This window comes from Leclercia sp. W17 (assembly GCF_003336325.1).
GTDB lineage: Bacteria > Pseudomonadota > Gammaproteobacteria > Enterobacterales > Enterobacteriaceae > Enterobacter.
Window position 1 is genome coordinate 3,310,658 of the sequence record NZ_CP031101.1, and the last position, 17,429, is coordinate 3,328,086.

Genomic DNA, 17,429 nt, shown 5'->3' on the forward strand with positions numbered 1-17,429 from the left:
TTTTTGCGCAATGACGAAAAAATTTTCGCTATGCGCAGAACTTTTCTGCCAGACGTCAGTCATAACTATTGCCACTGCTTTTCTTTGATGTCCCCAATTTGTGGAGCCCATCAACCCCGCCGTTTTGGTTCAAGGTTGATGGGTTTTTTGTTGTCTGAAACCCTGCACCAGCCCTTTCGCAAAGCCCTTTATTGCTTGCCCCCACCCTTCCTCCAATTACCTGTTACGCTTAATACCTGAGCCCTCTCTTCCCCGAGCCCAAGGAGTCCCAATGCTCGCGTTGTACAACACAGTGATCGTGCTTTTAACCGTTGCCGCCATGGAACTCGTCGCCGCTCTGTCCCACAAGTACATCATGCACGGCTGGGGATGGGGATGGCATGAATCGCACCACGAGCCACGCACCAGCTGGTTTGAGGTGAACGACCTTTATGCCGTGGTATTCGCGGTGCTGGCGATTGTGCTGATTGCACTGGGAACGTGGGGCCTGTGGCCGCTGCAGTGGATTGGTGCCGGGATGACGGCCTACGGCGCGCTCTACTTTATGGTGCATGATGGGCTGGTGCATCAACGCTGGCCGTTTCGCTATATCCCGCGCAAGGGTTATCTCAAGCGCCTCTATCTGGCGCACCGCCTGCACCATGCGGTGCGGGGCAAAGAGGACTGCGTCTCCTTTGGTTTTCTCTATGCCCCGCCGGTAGAAAAATTGCAGGCGACGTTACGCCAGCGCAAGGCGCGTCGTGCGGCTAGCGAGGGCGCTGCCAGAGCTGAGCCGGACGCGGCGACGGCGTCGCAAAACGAGAAGTAAGCGCCAGCAAGGCGCCTTTTAGCAGTAATCCCGATTTTTCCACCGAACTGGTGCCCTGCCGATTATCCCAGGCGCGGGCACCCGCCGCGCTCACCTTCACGCCAATTTCACGGTAGACCCCGTGCGCCGAGGCAATTGCCCACGCGGATCGCAGCGGTAGCCCGGCCAGACCTTGCCGGGCAGAGGCGTAGTAAGGCTCGGCTTCGGCCACCAGCCTCTGGGCAATGCCCGCAAGGGGTTGGCGCATCTGGGGCGCGGTCATTGCCGCCGGGTCGATGTCCGCCTCTGCCAGCCACCGGGCCGGCAGATAGCAGCGACCAACCCGGGCATCCTCCACAATATCCCGGGCAATATTAGTCAGCTGAAACGCCAGGCCTAAATCACAGGCGCGATCGAGCACCGCTTCATCGCGCACGCCCATCACCCTCGCCATCATCAGCCCCACCACCCCCGCCACGCGATAGCAGTATTGCAGGGTGTCATCGAAGGTCTCGTAATGGGTCTCGCGCACGTCCATGGCAAAGCCATCCAGATGATCGTAAGCCAGCTGGAGCGGGATGTTGTGCCCCAGCGCCACCTCCTGAAAGGCGGCAAAGGCGGGTTCATGCATATCGCCCCCCTCCCAGGCGCGCAGGGTCTGGCGTTTGAGCATCTCAAGGCGTTGCTCGGCCGGGGCGATCTCCACGGGAGTGACGTTAAACCCCAGCTCCTGCCCGTCGATCACGTCGTCGCAATAGCGGCACCAGGCGTAGAGCATCAGCACGCTACGCCGGGTGGAGGGATCGAACAGCTTCGCGGCGGTGGCAAAACTTTTTGACCCCACGGCGATGGTGTCGGTGGCGTGATCCATCAGGGTTGTGTTCATCGGGAAAGCGCCTCCAGCATCAGTCCTGCCGTTGCTTTGGCCGAGCCGATCACCCCGGGAATACCGGCGCCTGGGTGGGTACCGGCCCCGACCAGATACAGGTTGGGGATGAGGCTGTCGCGATTGTGCGGCCGGAACCAGGCGCTCTGGCGCAGGATCGGTTCCACCGAAAAGGCGGAGCCCAGATGTGCCCCAAGCTCGTCGCGAAAATCAAAGGGGGTAAACATGCGGTGAGTCACCAGCTGGCTGCGCAGCCCTGGCATGTAGTGGGCTTCGAGATAGGCAAAAATCCTGTCGCGCAGGCGCGGCCCTTCAACGTCCCAGTCGAGATCCGCCGTTCCCAGATGCGGCACGGGCGCTAATACGTAGTAGCTGCCGCAGCCCGGCGGGGCCAGGGAGGGATCGGTGACACAGGGGGCATGCAGGTAGAGGGAAAAATCCTCAGCCAGGGCATTTTTATTAAATATCTCGTCGATAAGCGCTTTATAGCGCGGCCCGAAACAGACGGTGTGGTGGGCCAGATCGTGCTGCTTGTTGAGGCCAAAATAGAGCACAAACAGGGAGTTACTCATCCTTTTGCGCTTAAGCGAGGCCGCGCGCGCCGCCCCTGTGGGATGATGTCCCAGCAGCTTTTCGTAGGTATGCACCACGTCGGCATTGGAGGCCACCGCCGCGACCGGGATCGTCCGGCCATCTTTTAGAGTGACGGCGCTAATACGATCGCCGTCGGCCTGCAGCCGGGTCACCTCCGCATTCAGCTGTAGCTCGCCGCCCAGGTCCTGGTAGAGCTTCACCAGCCCCTGCACCAGCGCCCCGGTTCCCCCGCGGGCAAACCAGACGCCCCACTCCCGCTCAAGGGCGTGGATCAGGGTGTAAATGGACGAGGTGGCGAAGGGATTGCCCCCCACCAGCAGGGAATGAAACGAGAAGGCCTGGCGCAGCTGTTCGTTCTCGATAAAGCGGGAGACCATGCTGTAGACGCTGCGCCAGGCCTGCAGGCGGGTAAGCTGCGGCCCGGCGCGAAGCATGTCGCGAAACGAGAGGAACGGCACCGTGCCAAGCTTGAGATAGCCCTCGTTAAACACCTCCCGCGAATAAGCGTGAAACTTGCGGTAGCCCTCGACATCGCGCGGGTTAAATCGTCTTATCTGCTCTTCCAGCCGGGTCTGCACGTTGTCGTAATCAAAGACTTCTCCCGTCTCCCAGCAGAGGCGATAGAACGGGGTCACCGGCAGCAGCTCGACATAATCGGCCATGCGTTTACCGGCCAGGGTAAAGAGCTCTTCGATGGCGCTGGGATCGGTTATCACCGTCGGCCCGGCGTCAAAGGTGAATCCCTCGTCGTGATAAACATAAGCGCGTCCGCCGGGCTTATCCCGCTGCTCCAGCAGAAGCGTGTTGATGCCCTGCGCCTGCAGCCGAATGGCCAGCGCTAATCCGCCAAAACCGGCGCCAATAATCACTGTTTTATTCATGGTGAAACGCTCGCATCCGGGGAGTGAGTTTCAGTATGGCGAGCATCGCTTCGCCGACGGGGACCGGGGGCTTGCCTGCCAGGATCCGCGCTTTATCGGCCAGGGTCAGCTGCCCGGCGTAAAAGCGGGCAATCAGCCCTTCGTTAAGAGAGTAAAACCGCTGCATCACCTGCCAGCGCTTATCGGCATCCCCGGCCAGGAACAGCATGCGGTTGAGGGAGCGGAAAAAGCGCTGCTCGCGCCACTGGCGCAGGGCGTAGCGATGGATAACGGAAAAAAGCGCGGCTGCGCTGATATCTGCGCTTGCGGCAATGGCCTCGGCCAGCGCCACCGCGTGAGGCAGAGAATAGCCGGTGGTGGCATGAAACAGCCCGGCGCGCAGGCCGCTGCACGGCTGTTTGTCTCGCCCCTGCCAGAAGGACGGGAAATCGCCCGCCAGCATAATGGGGAGGTCGCCCTGCTCTTCGCGCTCAAGATGCGCCAGCCCCCAGCCCTGCTCGCGAGCGTAATCGGCGATGTTTTGCCGCGCAACGCCAGCATCCAGTCGGGCGGCGTCAACGTAGTGGGTATCTTCGATCAAGAGTTCGTTCGCAGAAAGCGGCAGCGTGTAGACAAAGCGATACCCGCCCTGCTGATTGACCGTGGCATCCATCAGGATGGGCCGGGTCAGGCCATGGGGCTCGCTCAGACGCCACTGCTGGCCGAGGAAAGACTGGCTGCCGGTAGTAAGATGCCTGTCCGCCATGTAGCCCCGACCATCAATGACCGCCCGGGCCTGGAGCGTGGTGCCGTCAGCAAGCGTCACCGACGTCGGGGTGAGCGCGGTGACTGCGACGCGGGTATGCAGATTGTCGCCGCAGGTCGCGGTCAACACCTCGGCAAAACGTTCGGAGGTGATGCTGAGATAGTCCCCGGCAAGGGTGCGGTTCAGGTCCGGAAAGCGGACGTCATACCCCTGCCAGCGGTGAGCCACCAGCGGGGCAACCCAGCGATGCTGTTCCGGAGTAATGTCGCCCTCGTGAAAAGACCAGGTGTGATTCCCGCCAGGCTTACTGTCGGCCTCAAGAAGCAGTACGCGCAGCGCCGGCTGTAGCTGTCGCAAGCGTAAGGCGATCAGCCCGTTGGCCAGTCCGCCGCCCGCTAAGATGATGTCCCACGCTGGCGCCATTACGTTTGCGCCACCAGCGTGGCCTGACGCAGCTGAGCCAGGTTTGCACTGCCGGTGCAGAAGCAGGCAACACGCAGCTGGTCGATGATCACCTGAAAATGGTCGATAACCGCCTCGCTGGAGGTTAACGCGCTTTGCAGCACGCCGGCCGCCTGCCCCACCAGGCTTGCGCCTAAGCGGATCGCTTTTGCCACCTCAATACCGTTGACGATCCCACCCGACGCCACCAGCGGCATATCGGGCAGCGCCTGATGCAGATCCTGAAGCGCCGTCGCGGTCGGGATCCCCCAGTCGGCAAAAGCCATCGCCACCGCCCGGTCGTGGGCGTTAACGGCGCGTTCGCCCTCCACCGCCGCCCAGCTGGTGCCCCCGGCACCGGCGACATCCAGCATCGCCACTCCCGCCGCCGCCAGCTTGCGGGCTACCGGAACTGAAATTCCGTTACCCACCTCTTTCACCACCACCGGCACATCTAGCGCCTCGACGGTGCGATGGATGGCGTCGATGACGCCGCACCAGTTGCGATCCCCGCCGTGCTGTAGCGCCTCCTGCAGCGGGTTAAGGTGGATGATGAGCGCATCCGCCGCGAGGGTCTCGACGGCCCGTTTGGCATAATCCAGCCCTTGTGGTCCCGCAATTTGCGCCGCGCCGAGGTTCGCCATCAGCACAATGTCCGGGGCAAAAGATCGCAGTTCGCGCGTCAGGCCATATCTGGCGTCACTCTCCAGCGCCACGCGCTGGGAGCCCACCCCCATCGCCAGCCCCAGTGTCTGTGCGGCAATAGCAAGGTGTTGGTTAATCTGGCTCGCCCGGCGGGTACCGCCGGTCATGGAGCTTATCAGCAGCGGCGCGTTCAGGGTTCGGCCAAACAGCGGGGTCGAGAGGTCAATCTCATCAAGATGCAGTTCGGGCAGTGCGCAATGCCCGAAGCGCCATTTTTCAAAGCCACTGGTACATTTTTTTACGCCGGGCATGCTGTTAAGGACGATATCGAGATGATCGCTTTTACGTTGCGACAGGCTGCTCATTGACACTCCGACAGGGATAACGACAGGCTCTGGCTGATAAGCGTCAGCTGTTTTTCAAACCAGATGTGAACATAGTAGCGGGCGGTATTTCCCGGCTGACAGGCGGTAGCGATATGCTGATCGGCGCTGCGCACGTGTTCGCGCAGCCGCAGGAAGACACTCTCTGCCCCGAGCACGGCTACCAGCGTCGATTTGTCTTTATCCTGATGCGGATCTTTGCCGTTGGCACTGGAGCCATCGGTAAGGTCATCAATCAGCTGGAAGGCCTGGCCGAGATCGCGGGCAAAAAAGCGCAGCCGTTCGCTGACCGGAGGCGGCGCGTCGGCGGCAATGGCCGCCAGTTGCAGAGCGGCGTTGAACAGGCTGCTGGTTTTCAGCTCATTGGTCAGCAGGATCTCATCGGTATTTCGGCTCTGGCGGGCCTCATTGAGATCGCGGAATTGCCCCTGCACCAGCCCCATATGCCCCACCGACGCAGAGAGCTCAGCAATCGCCCGCGCTTTTGCCTCGTGGGTCAGCGAAGGCGCGCGGGAGATAACGCAAAAAGCGTGACTGAGCAGCGCCACCGCCGCCAGGATCGCCACGTGTTCGCCATACTGGTAGTGAACCGTAGGCCGCCCGCGGCGGAGCGTCGCGTTGTCCATGCAGGGCATGTCATCCAGGATCAGAGAGGCGACGTGGACCATCTCAATGGCGCAGGCCAGATCGAGAATGCCCGTCGGCTCTGTTTTGTAGCCCATATCTCGCGCCGCCAGCAGCAGCAACAGAGGGCGCATACGCTTGCCCGCGACAAGCGTGGCATCACGCATGGCTGCATAGACTTGCCCTTCCTGCTCCCCCGCGGGCAAAAGTTGTTCGAGACGTTGCTCAAACGCAGACAGCAGCATCTTCACATCATCTTCATGACTGTGGGTCATAGTGGCTTCCCCGGTGTTATGGTGGCGACGTCCGCAGAAGAGGTAAAAACGCTTGCCGCAGGCTGGTTTACAAAGCGTAGCGTATCCTTCTGCGTTTTGTTGCCTGACAGGAAAAGAGAAAGCAGCGGCAGACTTTAATCTGTTTAAAATCAATGAATTGAAATAAAAACAAACCAGCAAATTGCACAAAAATTTACATTTGTAGAGATTTTAGGCGTCGTGGCTCCCTTCCTCTTTGCCAAAAGCTAACCGTAGCGCGTACTCGCGAATATCCTGCGGCCAGCTTGCGATAGTGGCCGTAAATGCCGCTTCATCGTCGGCAAACAGCGCGCGCATGCTGGCCTCGTAGCCAGGAAGATCCCCTGCGATTTCGTACATAAAGTGATAGGCACGGTCGTGGCGCTGGCGCTTGTTATCCGCCGGTTTAGCGCTTTTCCTCGCCTGATCGATAAGTCGGCGCAGCGTGGCGGAAGCGCCGCCGGGCTGCGTGGCCAGCCACTCCCAGTGTCGGGGCAGCAGGGTGACCTCTTTTGCCGACACGCCCAGTTTTGGCCGTCCACGGGTTTTCACCGCGGTACTTTCCGCCAGCTCCGGGTAGACCGCCAGGGTGCTGGCAATATCTTCATGAAGATGAATATCGAGGCGTTTGCCGCTGCGATCGTTGAAAATGAAAACGGTTTCACGACCGATGTTAACGGATTGTAGCTGCTGCATCAGTTCGCTCAGGGTTCCGTGCGCAATCTGCTGCTGCCGCCAGAAGGCAGTGAGGGTGATAGCGGGCATGCTCTTACCTTTTTTATCCGGGTAAAAATATAAGCATAGGCTGGCAATGAGAATGGTGCCAATTTTACCCGGATAAAATTTGTTATGCCCGTTTAGCCTGACGTGATGGCCCTATTTGTGCATAAAATTTAAACAATCTTTCTGCCACAATGTTGCGTAAAAGTAAAATCACTATCATCGTTTGCGGCAGAGGTTGCCGCTGGCCTGGAGCTTATCTCCCTCCCCCGCAATCCGCCCTACCATCGCCCTGAACTCTTCTCGCGAAAGCGGCTGCCGGTCGGTAACAAAATGCAGCGTCATCCCTTCTATAAACGCGTCCAGCGCGCGGGCGGTGACCGGATCAAACCACTGCTCCAGCGTCGTCTGGCTGGTTTTCATCCAGTCCTGCATCACGCTTTTTAACGATGGGCTGCGGTTCATAAAGGCATAAAGCTGATACATCAGTTCCATATTGTGCGGCGTGGTGACCTGGGAACTGTGAATCAGGGTGGTAATCGACTCGCAGGCCATTTCCGGCCCCGTCACCCCGGCAAAAAACTCGCGGTACTGCACCGACATCTGCTGCGTAAACCAGGTGAAGGCTTCCTCAAGCAGCGCATCCATCCCGGAAAAATAGTAGGTCATCGACCCCAGCGGCACCCCGGCGCAGCTGGCGATTTTGCGGTGGGTGACGGCGTTCAGGCCGTGTTCGGCAATGGTGTCCAGGGTGGCCTGCAATATCCGTTCCCGCCGTTGCGGATCGTTGGGTCGTCTGTTCATTTTTACCTCAGCGAATTTATGTACAAATGTACACAAACTTGCTAGTGTTGTCTCCTGTGTTGTCCCTCTGGTACAGAAATCATGACCGACATCTCATCGCGCAAAAAGCTGCAACGCCGCCTGTGGGCGCTGTTTATGTTCTTCTTTATCCCCGGCCTGTTGATGGCCTCCTGGGCCACACGTACCCCCGCTATCCGCGACATTTTGTCGGTCTCGACGGCGGAAATGGGCATCGTGTTATTTGGCCTGTCGATAGGCTCGATGAGCGGCATTCTCTGCTCCGCCTGGCTGGTTAAGCGCTTCGGCACGCGGACCGTGATCCGCACCACCATGTGCTGCGCGATTCTGGGTATGATGATGCTCAGCGCTGCGCTGTGGTTTGCCTCCCCGCTGGCATTTGCCCTCGGGTTGACCGTCTTTGGCGGCAGTTTTGGCGCGGCAGAGGTGGCGATCAACGTCGAAGGCGCCACTATCGAGCAGGAGATGAACAAAACCGTGCTGCCGATGATGCACGGCTTTTACAGCCTCGGTACCCTGGCAGGCGCCGGTATCGGCATGGCACTCACCGCCTCCGGTATCGCTGCCACGACCCATACTTTGCTGGCCGCGCTGGTCTGTATCGCCCCGGTTCTGCTGGGGATCACCGCCATCCCGGACGGCAACGGCAAGAACCAGGCCGGTGAGAGCAAAAAGGGTGAGAAAGGCGTGCCGTTTTATCGCGATATGCAGCTGATGTTGATTGGCGTGGTGGTGCTGGCGATGGCCTTTGCCGAAGGCTCTGCAAACGACTGGCTGCCGCTGCTGATGGTGGACGGCCACGGATTCAGCCCTACCTCCGGCTCGCTGATTTACGCCGGGTTTACGCTGGGTATGACCGTCGGACGCTTTACCGGCGGCTGGTTTATCGACCGCTACAGCCGCGTGGCGGTGGTCCGCGCCAGCGCCCTGCTGGGCGGGCTGGGTATTGCGTTGATTATTTTTGTTGATGTCGACTGGATTGCTGGCGTGTCGGTGATCCTGTGGGGACTTGGCGCCTCGCTCGGCTTCCCGCTCACCATCTCGGCAGCCAGCGATACCGGCCCGGATGCGCCAGGGCGCGTCAGCGTGGTCGCCACCACTGGCTATCTCGCCTTCCTGGTAGGCCCACCGCTGCTGGGCTTCCTGGGGGAGCATTATGGCTTACGCAGCGCCATGCTGGTGGTACTGGGCTTAGTGATCATTGCCGCTCTGGTCGCCCGGGCGGTCGCTAAACCGGCGTCGCAGAGTGAATCTGTCATGGAGAATGGATAATGAGCGTTAAGATGATTGCGGTTGATATGGATGGCACCTTCCTGAACGATGCGAAGGAGTACAATCGCGCGCGCTTTCTGCGCCAGTATGCGCAAATGAAGGAACGGGGCATACGGTTTGTGGTCGCCAGCGGCAACCAGTACTACCAGCTGATCTCCTTTTTCCCGGAGATCGCCCACGAGATTGCCTTCGTCGCCGAAAACGGCGGCTGGGTGGTAAATGCCGGAGAAGATGTTTATAACGGCGAGCTGACCCAGGCGCAGTTCGCCACCGTCGCGGAGTTTCTCTGTTCCATCCCGGAAGTGGAAGTGATCGCCTGCGGGAAAGGCAGCGCCTATACCCTCAAGCACTATGGCGAAGCGTTCCACGATGTTGCCGCAAAGTATTATCACCGCCTGGAAAAGGTGGATAACTTCGACAACTTTAACGACATCTTCTTTAAATTTGGGCTGAATCTACCGGATGAGGAGATCCCGCGTATCCAGGAGATGATCCACGACAAACTGAGCGATATTATGGTGCCGGTGACCACTGGCTACGGCAATATCGACCTGATCCTGCCGGGGATCCACAAGGCCAACGGCCTGCGTCTGCTTCAGGAACTGTGGGGCATTGATGACAGCGAAGTGGTCGCCTTTGGCGACAGCGGTAATGACATGGAGATGCTGAGCCAGGCCGGGTTTAGTTTTGCCATGGCCAACGCCCGGGATCACATCAAAGCGGTTGCCCGCTATGAAGCGCCGCACAATAACGAAGAAGGGGTGCTGGAGATTATCGACCGCGTCCTGAATCGCGAGGCGCCGTTCAACTAAGGTCATGCCCGGCGGCGCTTCGCTTGCGAGGGCCTACGGGTTCGCAGGTTTTGTAGGCCGGGTAAGGCGAAGCCGCCACCCGGCAAAATGCGGGCACCATGCCCGCTTAATCCGGCTGTAACGAACTGCCCACCCGCTTGTCTTTCAGGAAGACAAACATCAGCGCCAGCCACAGCAGGCCGTTTACCAGGTTAAACAGGCTGAACAGCCCGTTGCCGCCGCTGCTGAAGGCGTGTTTGCTCACCTCAATGCCCACGGTAAAGATCAGCATCTGTAACATGCCCATCGCCGCCGACACCGTTCCTTTGCTCACCTCGCTGGCAAACAGCGTCAGGCGCACCAGCCCGGCGTTTGCCAGCCCAATGCCAAATGCGTAGATGCTGAGCCCGGCGGTCATCCACAGGTAAGCGTGCGATGAGACGACCGTCGCCACCGCGGCCACCACCAGCCCAATCACGATCGGCCAGCCGCCCATAATAATCAGCGAGCGTACGGTACGGCGCGAGGTCAAACGGGCCAGCACAATGTTACCCACAATCAGCGCGCCAAAAATCGGCACCTGCAGCAGGCCATATTCGTAGCTGCTGAGGTTTTCGCCGCTGATGATGATCACCGGTGACTGGGCAATCCACGCCAGCAGCGGCAGGCAGACAAAGCCAATCGCCAGCGCCCCGGCCACAAAGCGACCGTTTTTCAGCACCTCTTTATAGTCGCGCCCCAGCTCCTGCAGTGAGAGCTTTTCGCCGATGCGGGTAGCCGTTTCGGGCATCGCCCGGTGCAAACCGTAAAACGAGATGGCGGCCAGCGCCGCAAACAGCACAAACATCCCCTCCCACGGCGCGACGTGCACCCACGCCGCCCCCACCAGCGGGCCCAGCAGCGGCGCAATCAGCGCCACGTTAGCCATCAGGGCGGTGATTTTGATGCACACCGCCTCCTCAAACGACTCCTGGATGGCGGCGTACCCAACCGCGCCGATAAAGCACAGGCTGATCCCCTGTAAAAAACGCAGCACCATAAACTGCTCGATGGTTTGCGCCAGCAGGGTCGCCAGGCAGGTGACGATAAACCACGCCACCCCGGTGAGCATCACCGGACGACGGCCAATACGGTCCGACAGCGGGCCGAGCAGCCACTGCAAAAACATCCCCCCTGCCAGATAGGCGGTCATGGAGGTGGGTACCCACTCAATCCCGGCGTTGTACTGCTCCACCACGGCCAGCATGCCGGGCTGGATCATATCGTTACCGATATAGGTGGAGAATTCGTAAAGCACCAGGCACAGGGGGAACAACAACGCCTGACGCCCCAGGCGAGTGCCAGAAGAAGAACGGTTTAACATGGAGTCTCAATATCCGATAAAAAATCGCGCAGAGTGTAATGAAATGGTCGCGCCAGCGATAGCAGATTCACGCAGCAGTTCAGAAATAACGCACAAATCGCCGTCGTTTAAGGTTTCCTTAAGTTGGCATCCGTATGCTTAGGCTTTTCCAGTCATTGACCTCAATTATGACACAGATTTCCTCCGCTTCAGAATTGTCTAAGTTAAAGAGTTCTAAGACAAAACCGCTTTACCCTTTGCCGGTACGTTTTTATGTTAACCAGTTCATTGTGCTGCTGGTGCTGGCCGCGGTTTTTACCTGGCTTTCGCGGGATGAAACCCTCGACAGGGTGCTGACCGGCTACTGGTTTGACGCGGCGAGTCAACACTTTCCGCTGCAGCAGAACGCGATGCTCGATCTGCTCAATCATCGACTGGCGAAATACCTGACCATCACTCTGGCTGCCGGGACGCTGCTGTACGGTATCTGGCGACGCAACGCTCAGTGGGTGACCGGGGCGTTGCTGATGGGGCTTGGCACGGCGGTGGTGGGCATACTGAAAGCCACCAGCCATCACAGCTGCCCCTGGGACCTGGTGGAGTATGGCGGCAAAGCGCTGTCGTATCCCCTGTTTGATCCCGCCCCTGCCGGCAGTGGCCCCGGGCGCTGTTTTCCGGGCGGGCACGCCTCAAGCGGCTTTATGGGGATGGGGCTGTTCTTCGCCTTCTGGCGTGAACGTCCGCGCCTGGCCTGGGGAATGGTCGCCGCGGGTATCGCGCTCGGGCTGGGGATGGGCTATGGCCAGGTGATGCGCGGTGCACATTTCTTCTCCCATAACCTGTGGGCAGGCTGGTGGGTGTGGTTTTCTCAGGTGGTGGCCTATGGCCTGGTGTCCGCTTGGTTTGCAAAAGAGTAACGAGGATATGTTAGAAGATCTGAACTACGGACTGTTTCATCTGATCAATGCCACCCCTGCTTCAGCGGAGTGGAGCATTAATCTCGCCACCTTTGTGGCGAAAGACCTGATCAGCATCGTGCCGGCGCTGATTGCGATCCTCTGGTTGTGGGGACCGCGCAAACAGGTGGGTGCCCAGCGTCAGCTGGTGATTAAAATTGCCATGGCGCTGGTGATTAGCCTGGCGGCATCGTGGCTGCTGGGGCATCTCTTCCCTCATGACCGCCCGTTTGTCGATCGTGTCGGCTATAACTTCCTGCCTCACGCCGCCGATGACTCCTTCCCGAGCGATCACGGCACCGTCATTTTCACCTTTGCGCTGGCGTTCCTGTTCTGGCACCGCGTCTGGTCAGGCATCGTCTTAATGATGATGGCCTGCGCTATCGCCTGGTCCCGCGTCTATCTTGGTGTGCACTGGCCGATGGATATGCTGGGCGGGCTGATGGTCGGCTTGCTGGGCTGCCTGAGCGCGCAGATCCTCTGGAATCTGTGCGGTGACGTTATCTATCAACGTCTTTCGCAGCTTCACCGCTTCTGCTTTGCCCTGCCTATCCGCAAAGGCTGGATACGTGACTAAGTCGGGTTTAGCGGGTTAAACTTGAGCCCCCGGCGTAACGGGGGTTCATTTTTGGCTCCGAGGACCTATGGAAACACGACGTGACGAACGGCTGGCTCAACTGATTAATGCGCTTAAGCGCAGCGACAAATTGCATCTGAAAGAAGCCGCCGCGCTGCTGGGTGTTTCTGAGATGACCATTCGACGGGATCTCAACAGCGAAAGCGGCCCCGTGGTGCTGCTTGGCGGCTATATCGTCCTCGAACCCCGCAGCGCCAGCCACTATCTGCTGAGCGATCAAAAGACCCGTCTGGTGGAAGAGAAGCGCAAAGCGGCACGTCTGGCCGCCTCGCTGGTGCAGCCGCATCAAACGCTCTTTTTCGATTGCGGTACCACCACGCCCTGGATCATCGAAGCCATTGATAACGACCTGCCCTTTACCGGCGTCTGTTACTCCCTGAACACCTTCCTCGCCCTGCAGGAAAAACCGGGTTGCCGGGTGATCCTCTGCGGCGGCGAGTTCCACGCCAGCAATGCCATCTTCAAACCGCTCAATCTGCAGGACACGCTCAATAACCTCTGCCCGGATATCGCCTTTTACTCCGCGGCGGGTGTACATGTCCGTCAGGGCGCGACCTGCTTTAATCTGGATGAGCTGCCGGTAAAACAATGGGCGATGAGCATGGCTCAGTACCATGTGCTGGTGGTGGATCACAGCAAGATAGGCAAAGTGCGCCCGGCCCGAATGGGCGAGCTGACCTGTTTTGATGCCATCGTGAGCGACTGCCGTCCGGATGAGGAATTGGTTGCTTATGCTAAGGCGCAGCAGATAAAGCTGATGTACTGAGTGGGGTTTAATGCCCGGCGGCGCTGCGCTTGCACAGGCCTACGATTCAGGCGTTTGGGCCGTTCGTAGGCCGGGTAAGGCGAAGCCGCTACCCGGCGCTGTGTTATTTACTTAAACCAACCCCCAAACCATTCGTGGAATTTCATCATGACGAAATCCCACATCCGGCCAAAAAAGCCCCCCTCTTCTACCGCTTCCATCACAATCAGCGGACGCTGCTCGATAGATTTGCCGTTCAGCTGGAAGTCGATGGTGCCGACTACCTGGCCTTTCTTCAGCGGTGCGGTGAGCTGTTTGTCAGTGAGGGTGTAGCTGGCTTTCAGGTTTTTCAGCTGGCCGCGCGGAATGGTCACGGAACCGCTCTCCCCGGCGCCGAGCTTAACCTCGCTCTTGTCGCCAAACCAGACGCGCTGGCTGACAAACGTCGCATCCGGCTTGATAGGGGTAACAGTTTCGAAGAAGCGGAAGCCCCAGGTCAGCAGTTTTTCCGACTCGTTAAAGCGGATGCGGTCGGTTTTGGTGCCCAGCACCACCGAAATCAGACGCATATCGCCCTGGGTTGCCGAGGCGACCAGGTTATATCCCGCCCCGGCGGTGGTGCCGGTTTTCATCCCATCAACGTTAAGGTTGCTGCTCCAGAGCAGGCGGTTACGGTTCGGCTGGCGGATTTTGTTGAAGGTAAACTCTTTTTCTTTGTGGATCGCATACTCTTCCGGCACGTCATGAATCAGCGCCTTACCGAGCAGGGCCATATCGCGGGCGGTACTGAACTGGCCCGGCGCATCCAGACCGTGAACGGTTTTAAAGGTGGTGTTGGTGAGGCCCAGTCGCTGGGCATAGCCATTCATCAAACCAATAAAAGAATCCTGGCTGCCAGCCACATAATCGGCCAGCGCGATACAGGCATCATTCCCTGACTGAATGATTACCCCTTTGTTCAGGTCAGAAACCGCCACCTGATCGCCAGGCTTCAGGAACATGACCGAGGAGCCGCGCAGCGCCGGATTACCGGTCGCCCAGGCGTCTTTACCGATGGTCACCATGTCGGTGAGCTTGATTTTGCCCGCTTTCAGCGCTTGCCCTACTACGTAGCTGGTCATGATTTTGGTCAGGCTTGCAGGATCAAGTTTCTCGTCTGCGTTGCCCTCGGCCAGCACTTTACCGCTGGCGTAGTCCATCAGTATCCAGGCGCGCGCATCAACTGGCGGTGCCTCTGGCGCCGCCTGTTCCGCTGCGTACAGCGAAGGTGCAAAAAGGACCAGCAGCGCACTACCTGCTACCAGACCACGTAAATAAGAAGTTTTTCGCATCATGTTGCCACCCGAATGTCCATTCCAAAAATCACGTCATACCGCCGTGTCGCAAGAAACGTTGATTAATAACGTACTAATGGCTTTAAAAAAACTAAAACCTGGTAAACTTTTTTAAAGTTTACGCAATTACAATCCGATACGCTTTGACCCCATCGATTTTTTTCGCCTCTGTTGCGTATTTGTTAGGTTTATCTCACCATGGGTGATCATAAACACGGATTTCATCCTGAGATCGGCTTTAATTATAAGGGGTTATTATGATTACTTTGTGGGGCCGGAACAATTCAACGAACGTCAAAAAGGTGCTCTGGACGCTGGAAGAGCTCGATTTACCCTTTACCCAGATCATGGCGGGGATGCAGTACGGGGTGAATAAAGAGGCGGAGTACCTGGCGATGAACCCCAATGGCCTGGTGCCGCTGCTGCGCGATGATGAAACCGACCTGACGCTGTGGGAGTCCAACGCTATTGTGCGCTACCTTGCGGCGCAATACGGACAGAATCGTCTGTGGATCGATGCGCCCGCGAAGCGTGCCGTCGGCGAGAAGTGGATGGACTGGGCCAACCAGACGCTCTCGCCCGCCCACCGTGTGATCCTGATGGGGCTGGTGAGAACCCCGGAAGCCGAACGTAACTATACGGCGATTAACGCAGCAAAAGAGAGCTGTGAATCCCTGTTCGCCATGCTGGATGAGGCTCTCGCGAAACAACCGTGGCTGTCGGGCGATGAGTTTGGCGTGGGTGATATCGCCGTCGCACCGTTTGTCTGGAACCTCACCAACGTCGATCTTGAGTGGGCGCCCCGCCCCAATCTGGCGCGCTGGCTGACCAACCTGAGCGAGCGCCCGGCGTACCGCAACGTGGTGATGATCCCGGTCAGCTAAGCTATGCCCCGGACGGGCTGACCTTCAACAGCTGCCCGTCCGACTCATCGGTGAGTACGTATAAATAGCCATCCGGCCCTACCCGCACATCGCGAACCCGCTGATTGCGATCCCCCAGAATACGCCCCTCTTCCGTGACGCGATTGCCGTTGACGTTCAGCACAATCACATCTTTGTCTTTCAGCGCGCCGATAAAGAGTTTGTTCTTCCACTGCGGGAAACGATCGCTGTTATAGAAGGCCATGCCGCTGATGGCCGGGGACTGTTTCCAGACAAACAGCGGCGGCTCGGTGCCTTCCACCTGTTCACCCTTCGCTTCCGGTATCGGCAATCCGCTGTAATTGATGCCGTGCGTCGCCAGCGGCCAGCCGTAGTTTTTGCCCTTTTCCGGAATATTAATCTCATCGCCGCCGCGTGGGCCGTGCTCATTAAGCCACAGCGTATCGCTCCACGGGTTCATGGCTAACCCCTGCGGGTTACGGATGCCGTAAGACCAGATCTCGGGTCGTGCGCCCTGGCGGTTTACGAACGGATTATCGTCCGGTACGGCCCCCTGGTCGGTGAGGCGCACCACTTTGCCCTGCAGCTTGTCCAGATCCTGGGCGGTGGGCCGCTGGTTATTCTCGCCCAGTGCGATATAGAGATAGCCTTTCCCGTCGAACACCAGCCGGCCACCAAAGTGATTGCCGGTGGAGAGTTTTGGCTGCTGGCGGAAGATCACCTTGAAGCCCTCCAGCCGGGTATTGTCGTCGCTAAGACGGCCATACCCTACCGCCGTGCCCGCTTTACCGTCATCCCCCGCTTCGGCATAGCTCAGCCAGACCCGGCGCGACGTGGCAAAGTCAGGGGCCAGCGCCACGTCAAGCAACCCGCCCTGGCCGTTAGCCCAGACCTTCGGCACGCCGACGATGGGATCGGAAAGACCTTTGCCCGCCTGCCAGCGCTTAAGCTGTCCGCCTTTCAACGTGATGAGCATCCCCTGATCCTGCGGCAAAAACGCCAGCGCCCAGGGGTGATCGAGTTTATTTTGCAGCACCGAAACCTTCACTTCGGCTGGTGCGGCAAACAGCGAGGCGGAGATTAGCAACAATGGCAGGGAAATAAGCGAGGATCGACGCATGACGTACTCCTTTTCGACGTATGCCTTAAAGGTAGCCACTCAGCGCAGGGGCATTATTAATTTTACAAAAGCTTAAGCAGATGGGGGAGTTGCCTCCCCCAAGGTCAGCTCTGAATCAGCGGTGTATGCGATTTCAGATACTGGATGCAGAGAGTGAGATCGTTCAGACAGTTTTCCAGCTTCTCTGCGTTGACGGCGATGAACGTCGGGCAATCATGGTTGCCGGTCATCATACAGACGCCTGCAGTGGTGAGCGAACCGGCGGCACGATAGAGCATCGCCTGCTCCTCAGCATTGCAGTGCGCCCTCAGTTCAGGCGCTTTTTCACGCATGTAAGTACAAAGTTCAAAGAAGTTGTCACGCAGATGGTCGCTTTCGCTGACTGACATATACCCCTTCGCTTTCCTCAACTGCAGATAGGCCGCGAGATCGATTCGGGCGTTGATCATCTTGTTAAGAAGATCGCGTTTCAGTCTGTCAACGGACATGCTTTTTCCTCCCTTGTCAGCTTTAGAACATCTTCAGAT

The 17,429-nt window shown here is 58.6% G+C and carries 18 protein-coding genes; 7 read left to right on the forward strand and 11 right to left on the reverse strand.

What is annotated here, in order from left to right:
- Positions 1 to 271: 271 nt before the first annotated feature.
- Entirely contained in the window at positions 272 to 808 is a 537-nt protein-coding gene (locus DVA44_RS16435) for a sterol desaturase family protein (protein WP_114387566.1), read from the forward strand.
- Here the strand turns inward: DVA44_RS16435 and crtB are convergent.
- From crtB to DVA44_RS16470, 7 genes are all read right to left on the reverse strand, one after another.
- Positions 747 to 1,673, reverse strand: a complete 927-nt coding sequence (crtB, locus tag DVA44_RS16440) for a 15-cis-phytoene synthase CrtB (RefSeq protein ID WP_114387567.1) — start codon at positions 1,671 to 1,673, stop codon at positions 747 to 749. The genes DVA44_RS16435 and crtB overlap by 62 nt on opposite strands.
- Positions 1,670 to 3,148 (reverse strand): phytoene desaturase, encoded by a 1,479-nt coding sequence (locus DVA44_RS16445; protein WP_114387568.1) that lies wholly within the window; start codon positions 3,146 to 3,148, stop codon positions 1,670 to 1,672. The genes crtB and DVA44_RS16445 overlap by 4 nt, the downstream gene beginning before the upstream one ends.
- Positions 3,141 to 4,316, reverse strand: coding sequence for a lycopene beta-cyclase CrtY (gene crtY, locus DVA44_RS16450; protein WP_114387569.1), 1,176 nt, complete (start codon positions 4,314 to 4,316; stop codon positions 3,141 to 3,143). The genes DVA44_RS16445 and crtY overlap by 8 nt, the downstream gene beginning before the upstream one ends.
- On the reverse strand, positions 4,316 to 5,344 hold the full coding sequence (fni, locus tag DVA44_RS16455; RefSeq protein ID WP_114387570.1) for a type 2 isopentenyl-diphosphate Delta-isomerase: 1,029 nt from the start codon (positions 5,342 to 5,344) through the stop codon (positions 4,316 to 4,318). Before fni ends, crtY begins: the two co-directional genes overlap by 1 nt.
- Positions 5,341 to 6,261, reverse strand: a complete 921-nt coding sequence (locus DVA44_RS16460) for a polyprenyl synthetase family protein (RefSeq protein ID WP_114315510.1) — start codon at positions 6,259 to 6,261, stop codon at positions 5,341 to 5,343. The genes fni and DVA44_RS16460 overlap by 4 nt, the downstream gene beginning before the upstream one ends.
- A 210-nt stretch (positions 6,262 to 6,471) precedes the next feature.
- Positions 6,472 to 7,044 carry a DUF2239 family protein gene (locus tag DVA44_RS16465; protein WP_114387571.1) on the reverse strand — a complete coding sequence of 191 codons (573 nt, stop codon included), beginning with the start codon at positions 7,042 to 7,044 and terminating at the stop codon, positions 6,472 to 6,474.
- A 174-nt stretch (positions 7,045 to 7,218) separates the two neighbouring features.
- The gene (locus DVA44_RS16470) at positions 7,219 to 7,803 is read right to left on the reverse strand and encodes a TetR/AcrR family transcriptional regulator (RefSeq protein WP_114387572.1); all 585 of its coding nucleotides are present in this window, start codon (positions 7,801 to 7,803) and stop codon (positions 7,219 to 7,221) included.
- Between the two features lie 81 nt (positions 7,804 to 7,884).
- Between DVA44_RS16470 and DVA44_RS16475 the strand changes: the two genes are divergently transcribed.
- Both DVA44_RS16475 and DVA44_RS16480 read left to right on the forward strand, forming a co-directional pair.
- Complete coding sequence (locus DVA44_RS16475; protein WP_114387573.1) at positions 7,885 to 9,093, forward strand: MFS transporter; 1,209 nt, start codon at positions 7,885 to 7,887, stop codon at positions 9,091 to 9,093.
- The gene (locus tag DVA44_RS16480; protein WP_114387574.1) at positions 9,093 to 9,905 is read left to right on the forward strand and encodes a Cof-type HAD-IIB family hydrolase; all 813 of its coding nucleotides are present in this window, start codon (positions 9,093 to 9,095) and stop codon (positions 9,903 to 9,905) included. Before DVA44_RS16475 ends, DVA44_RS16480 begins: the two co-directional genes overlap by 1 nt.
- A 106-nt stretch (positions 9,906 to 10,011) precedes the next feature.
- Here the strand turns inward: DVA44_RS16480 and DVA44_RS16485 are convergent, their stop codons facing one another.
- Positions 10,012 to 11,247: an MFS transporter gene (locus DVA44_RS16485; RefSeq protein WP_114387575.1), complete on the reverse strand. Its 1,236-nt coding sequence runs from the start codon at positions 11,245 to 11,247 to the stop codon at positions 10,012 to 10,014.
- Between the two features lie 167 nt (positions 11,248 to 11,414).
- On the opposite strand from DVA44_RS16485, the gene DVA44_RS16490 reads away from it, so the two are divergent.
- The 3 genes from DVA44_RS16490 (at position 11,415) to deoR (ending at position 13,585) form a co-directional block, all read left to right on the forward strand.
- Positions 11,415 to 12,143, forward strand: a complete 729-nt coding sequence (locus tag DVA44_RS16490) for a phosphatase PAP2 family protein (RefSeq protein ID WP_114387576.1) — start codon at positions 11,415 to 11,417, stop codon at positions 12,141 to 12,143.
- A gap of 7 nt (positions 12,144 to 12,150) precedes the next feature.
- Positions 12,151 to 12,759 (forward strand): undecaprenyl-diphosphate phosphatase, encoded by a 609-nt coding sequence (gene ybjG, locus DVA44_RS16495; protein WP_114387577.1) that lies wholly within the window; start codon positions 12,151 to 12,153, stop codon positions 12,757 to 12,759.
- A 67-nt stretch (positions 12,760 to 12,826) separates the two neighbouring features.
- Positions 12,827 to 13,585: a DNA-binding transcriptional repressor DeoR gene (gene deoR, locus DVA44_RS16500; RefSeq protein ID WP_103823460.1), complete on the forward strand. Its 759-nt coding sequence runs from the start codon at positions 12,827 to 12,829 to the stop codon at positions 13,583 to 13,585.
- 107 nt (positions 13,586 to 13,692) lie between these two features.
- Here deoR and dacC read toward each other — a convergent pair whose 3' ends face one another.
- Positions 13,693 to 14,898, reverse strand: coding sequence for a serine-type D-Ala-D-Ala carboxypeptidase (gene dacC / locus DVA44_RS16505; RefSeq protein WP_103178834.1), 1,206 nt, complete (start codon positions 14,896 to 14,898; stop codon positions 13,693 to 13,695).
- Positions 14,899 to 15,155: 257 nt separating this feature from the next.
- Between dacC and DVA44_RS16510 the strand changes: the two genes are divergently transcribed.
- Positions 15,156 to 15,782: a glutathione S-transferase family protein gene (locus DVA44_RS16510; protein ID WP_114387578.1), complete on the forward strand. Its 627-nt coding sequence runs from the start codon at positions 15,156 to 15,158 to the stop codon at positions 15,780 to 15,782.
- Between the two features lies 1 nt (position 15,783).
- Here the strand turns inward: DVA44_RS16510 and DVA44_RS16515 are convergent, their stop codons facing one another.
- Positions 15,784 to 16,902: a PQQ-dependent sugar dehydrogenase gene (locus DVA44_RS16515; protein ID WP_114387579.1), complete on the reverse strand. Its 1,119-nt coding sequence runs from the start codon at positions 16,900 to 16,902 to the stop codon at positions 15,784 to 15,786.
- Positions 16,903 to 17,006: 104 nt separating this feature from the next.
- Entirely contained in the window at positions 17,007 to 17,390 is a 384-nt protein-coding gene (gene bssR / locus DVA44_RS16520) for a biofilm formation regulator BssR (RefSeq protein ID WP_103823464.1), read from the reverse strand.
- Between the last annotated feature and the right edge of the window lie 39 nt (positions 17,391 to 17,429).

Excerpts from the sequence above, each read along its gene's own strand:
- DVA44_RS16460 (WP_114315510.1), bottom strand. The coding sequence starts at position 6,261 with ATGACCCACAGTCATGAAGATGATGTGAAGATGCTGCTGTCTGCGTTT.
- crtY (WP_114387569.1), bottom strand. The coding sequence starts at position 4,316 with ATGGCGCCAGCGTGGGACATCATCTTAGCGGGCGGCGGACTGGCCAAC.
- deoR (WP_103823460.1), top strand. The coding sequence starts at position 12,827 with ATGGAAACACGACGTGACGAACGGCTGGCTCAACTGATTAATGCGCTT.
- dacC (WP_103178834.1), bottom strand. The coding sequence starts at position 14,898 with ATGATGCGAAAAACTTCTTATTTACGTGGTCTGGTAGCAGGTAGTGCG.
- DVA44_RS16480 (WP_114387574.1), top strand. The coding sequence starts at position 9,093 with ATGAGCGTTAAGATGATTGCGGTTGATATGGATGGCACCTTCCTGAAC.
- crtB (WP_114387567.1), bottom strand. The coding sequence starts at position 1,673 with ATGAACACAACCCTGATGGATCACGCCACCGACACCATCGCCGTGGGG.
- DVA44_RS16435 (WP_114387566.1), top strand. The coding sequence starts at position 272 with ATGCTCGCGTTGTACAACACAGTGATCGTGCTTTTAACCGTTGCCGCC.
- DVA44_RS16465 (WP_114387571.1), bottom strand. The coding sequence starts at position 7,044 with ATGCCCGCTATCACCCTCACTGCCTTCTGGCGGCAGCAGCAGATTGCG.
- bssR (WP_103823464.1), bottom strand. The coding sequence starts at position 17,390 with ATGTCCGTTGACAGACTGAAACGCGATCTTCTTAACAAGATGATCAAC.
- ybjG (WP_114387577.1), top strand. The coding sequence starts at position 12,151 with ATGTTAGAAGATCTGAACTACGGACTGTTTCATCTGATCAATGCCACC.
- DVA44_RS16515 (WP_114387579.1), bottom strand. The coding sequence starts at position 16,902 with ATGCGTCGATCCTCGCTTATTTCCCTGCCATTGTTGCTAATCTCCGCC.
- DVA44_RS16490 (WP_114387576.1), top strand. The coding sequence starts at position 11,415 with ATGACACAGATTTCCTCCGCTTCAGAATTGTCTAAGTTAAAGAGTTCT.
- DVA44_RS16445 (WP_114387568.1), bottom strand. The coding sequence starts at position 3,148 with ATGAATAAAACAGTGATTATTGGCGCCGGTTTTGGCGGATTAGCGCTG.
- DVA44_RS16475 (WP_114387573.1), top strand. The coding sequence starts at position 7,885 with ATGACCGACATCTCATCGCGCAAAAAGCTGCAACGCCGCCTGTGGGCG.
- DVA44_RS16485 (WP_114387575.1), bottom strand. The coding sequence starts at position 11,247 with ATGTTAAACCGTTCTTCTTCTGGCACTCGCCTGGGGCGTCAGGCGTTG.
- DVA44_RS16510 (WP_114387578.1), top strand. The coding sequence starts at position 15,156 with ATGATTACTTTGTGGGGCCGGAACAATTCAACGAACGTCAAAAAGGTG.
- fni (WP_114387570.1), bottom strand. The coding sequence starts at position 5,344 with ATGAGCAGCCTGTCGCAACGTAAAAGCGATCATCTCGATATCGTCCTT.
- DVA44_RS16470 (WP_114387572.1), bottom strand. The coding sequence starts at position 7,803 with ATGAACAGACGACCCAACGATCCGCAACGGCGGGAACGGATATTGCAG.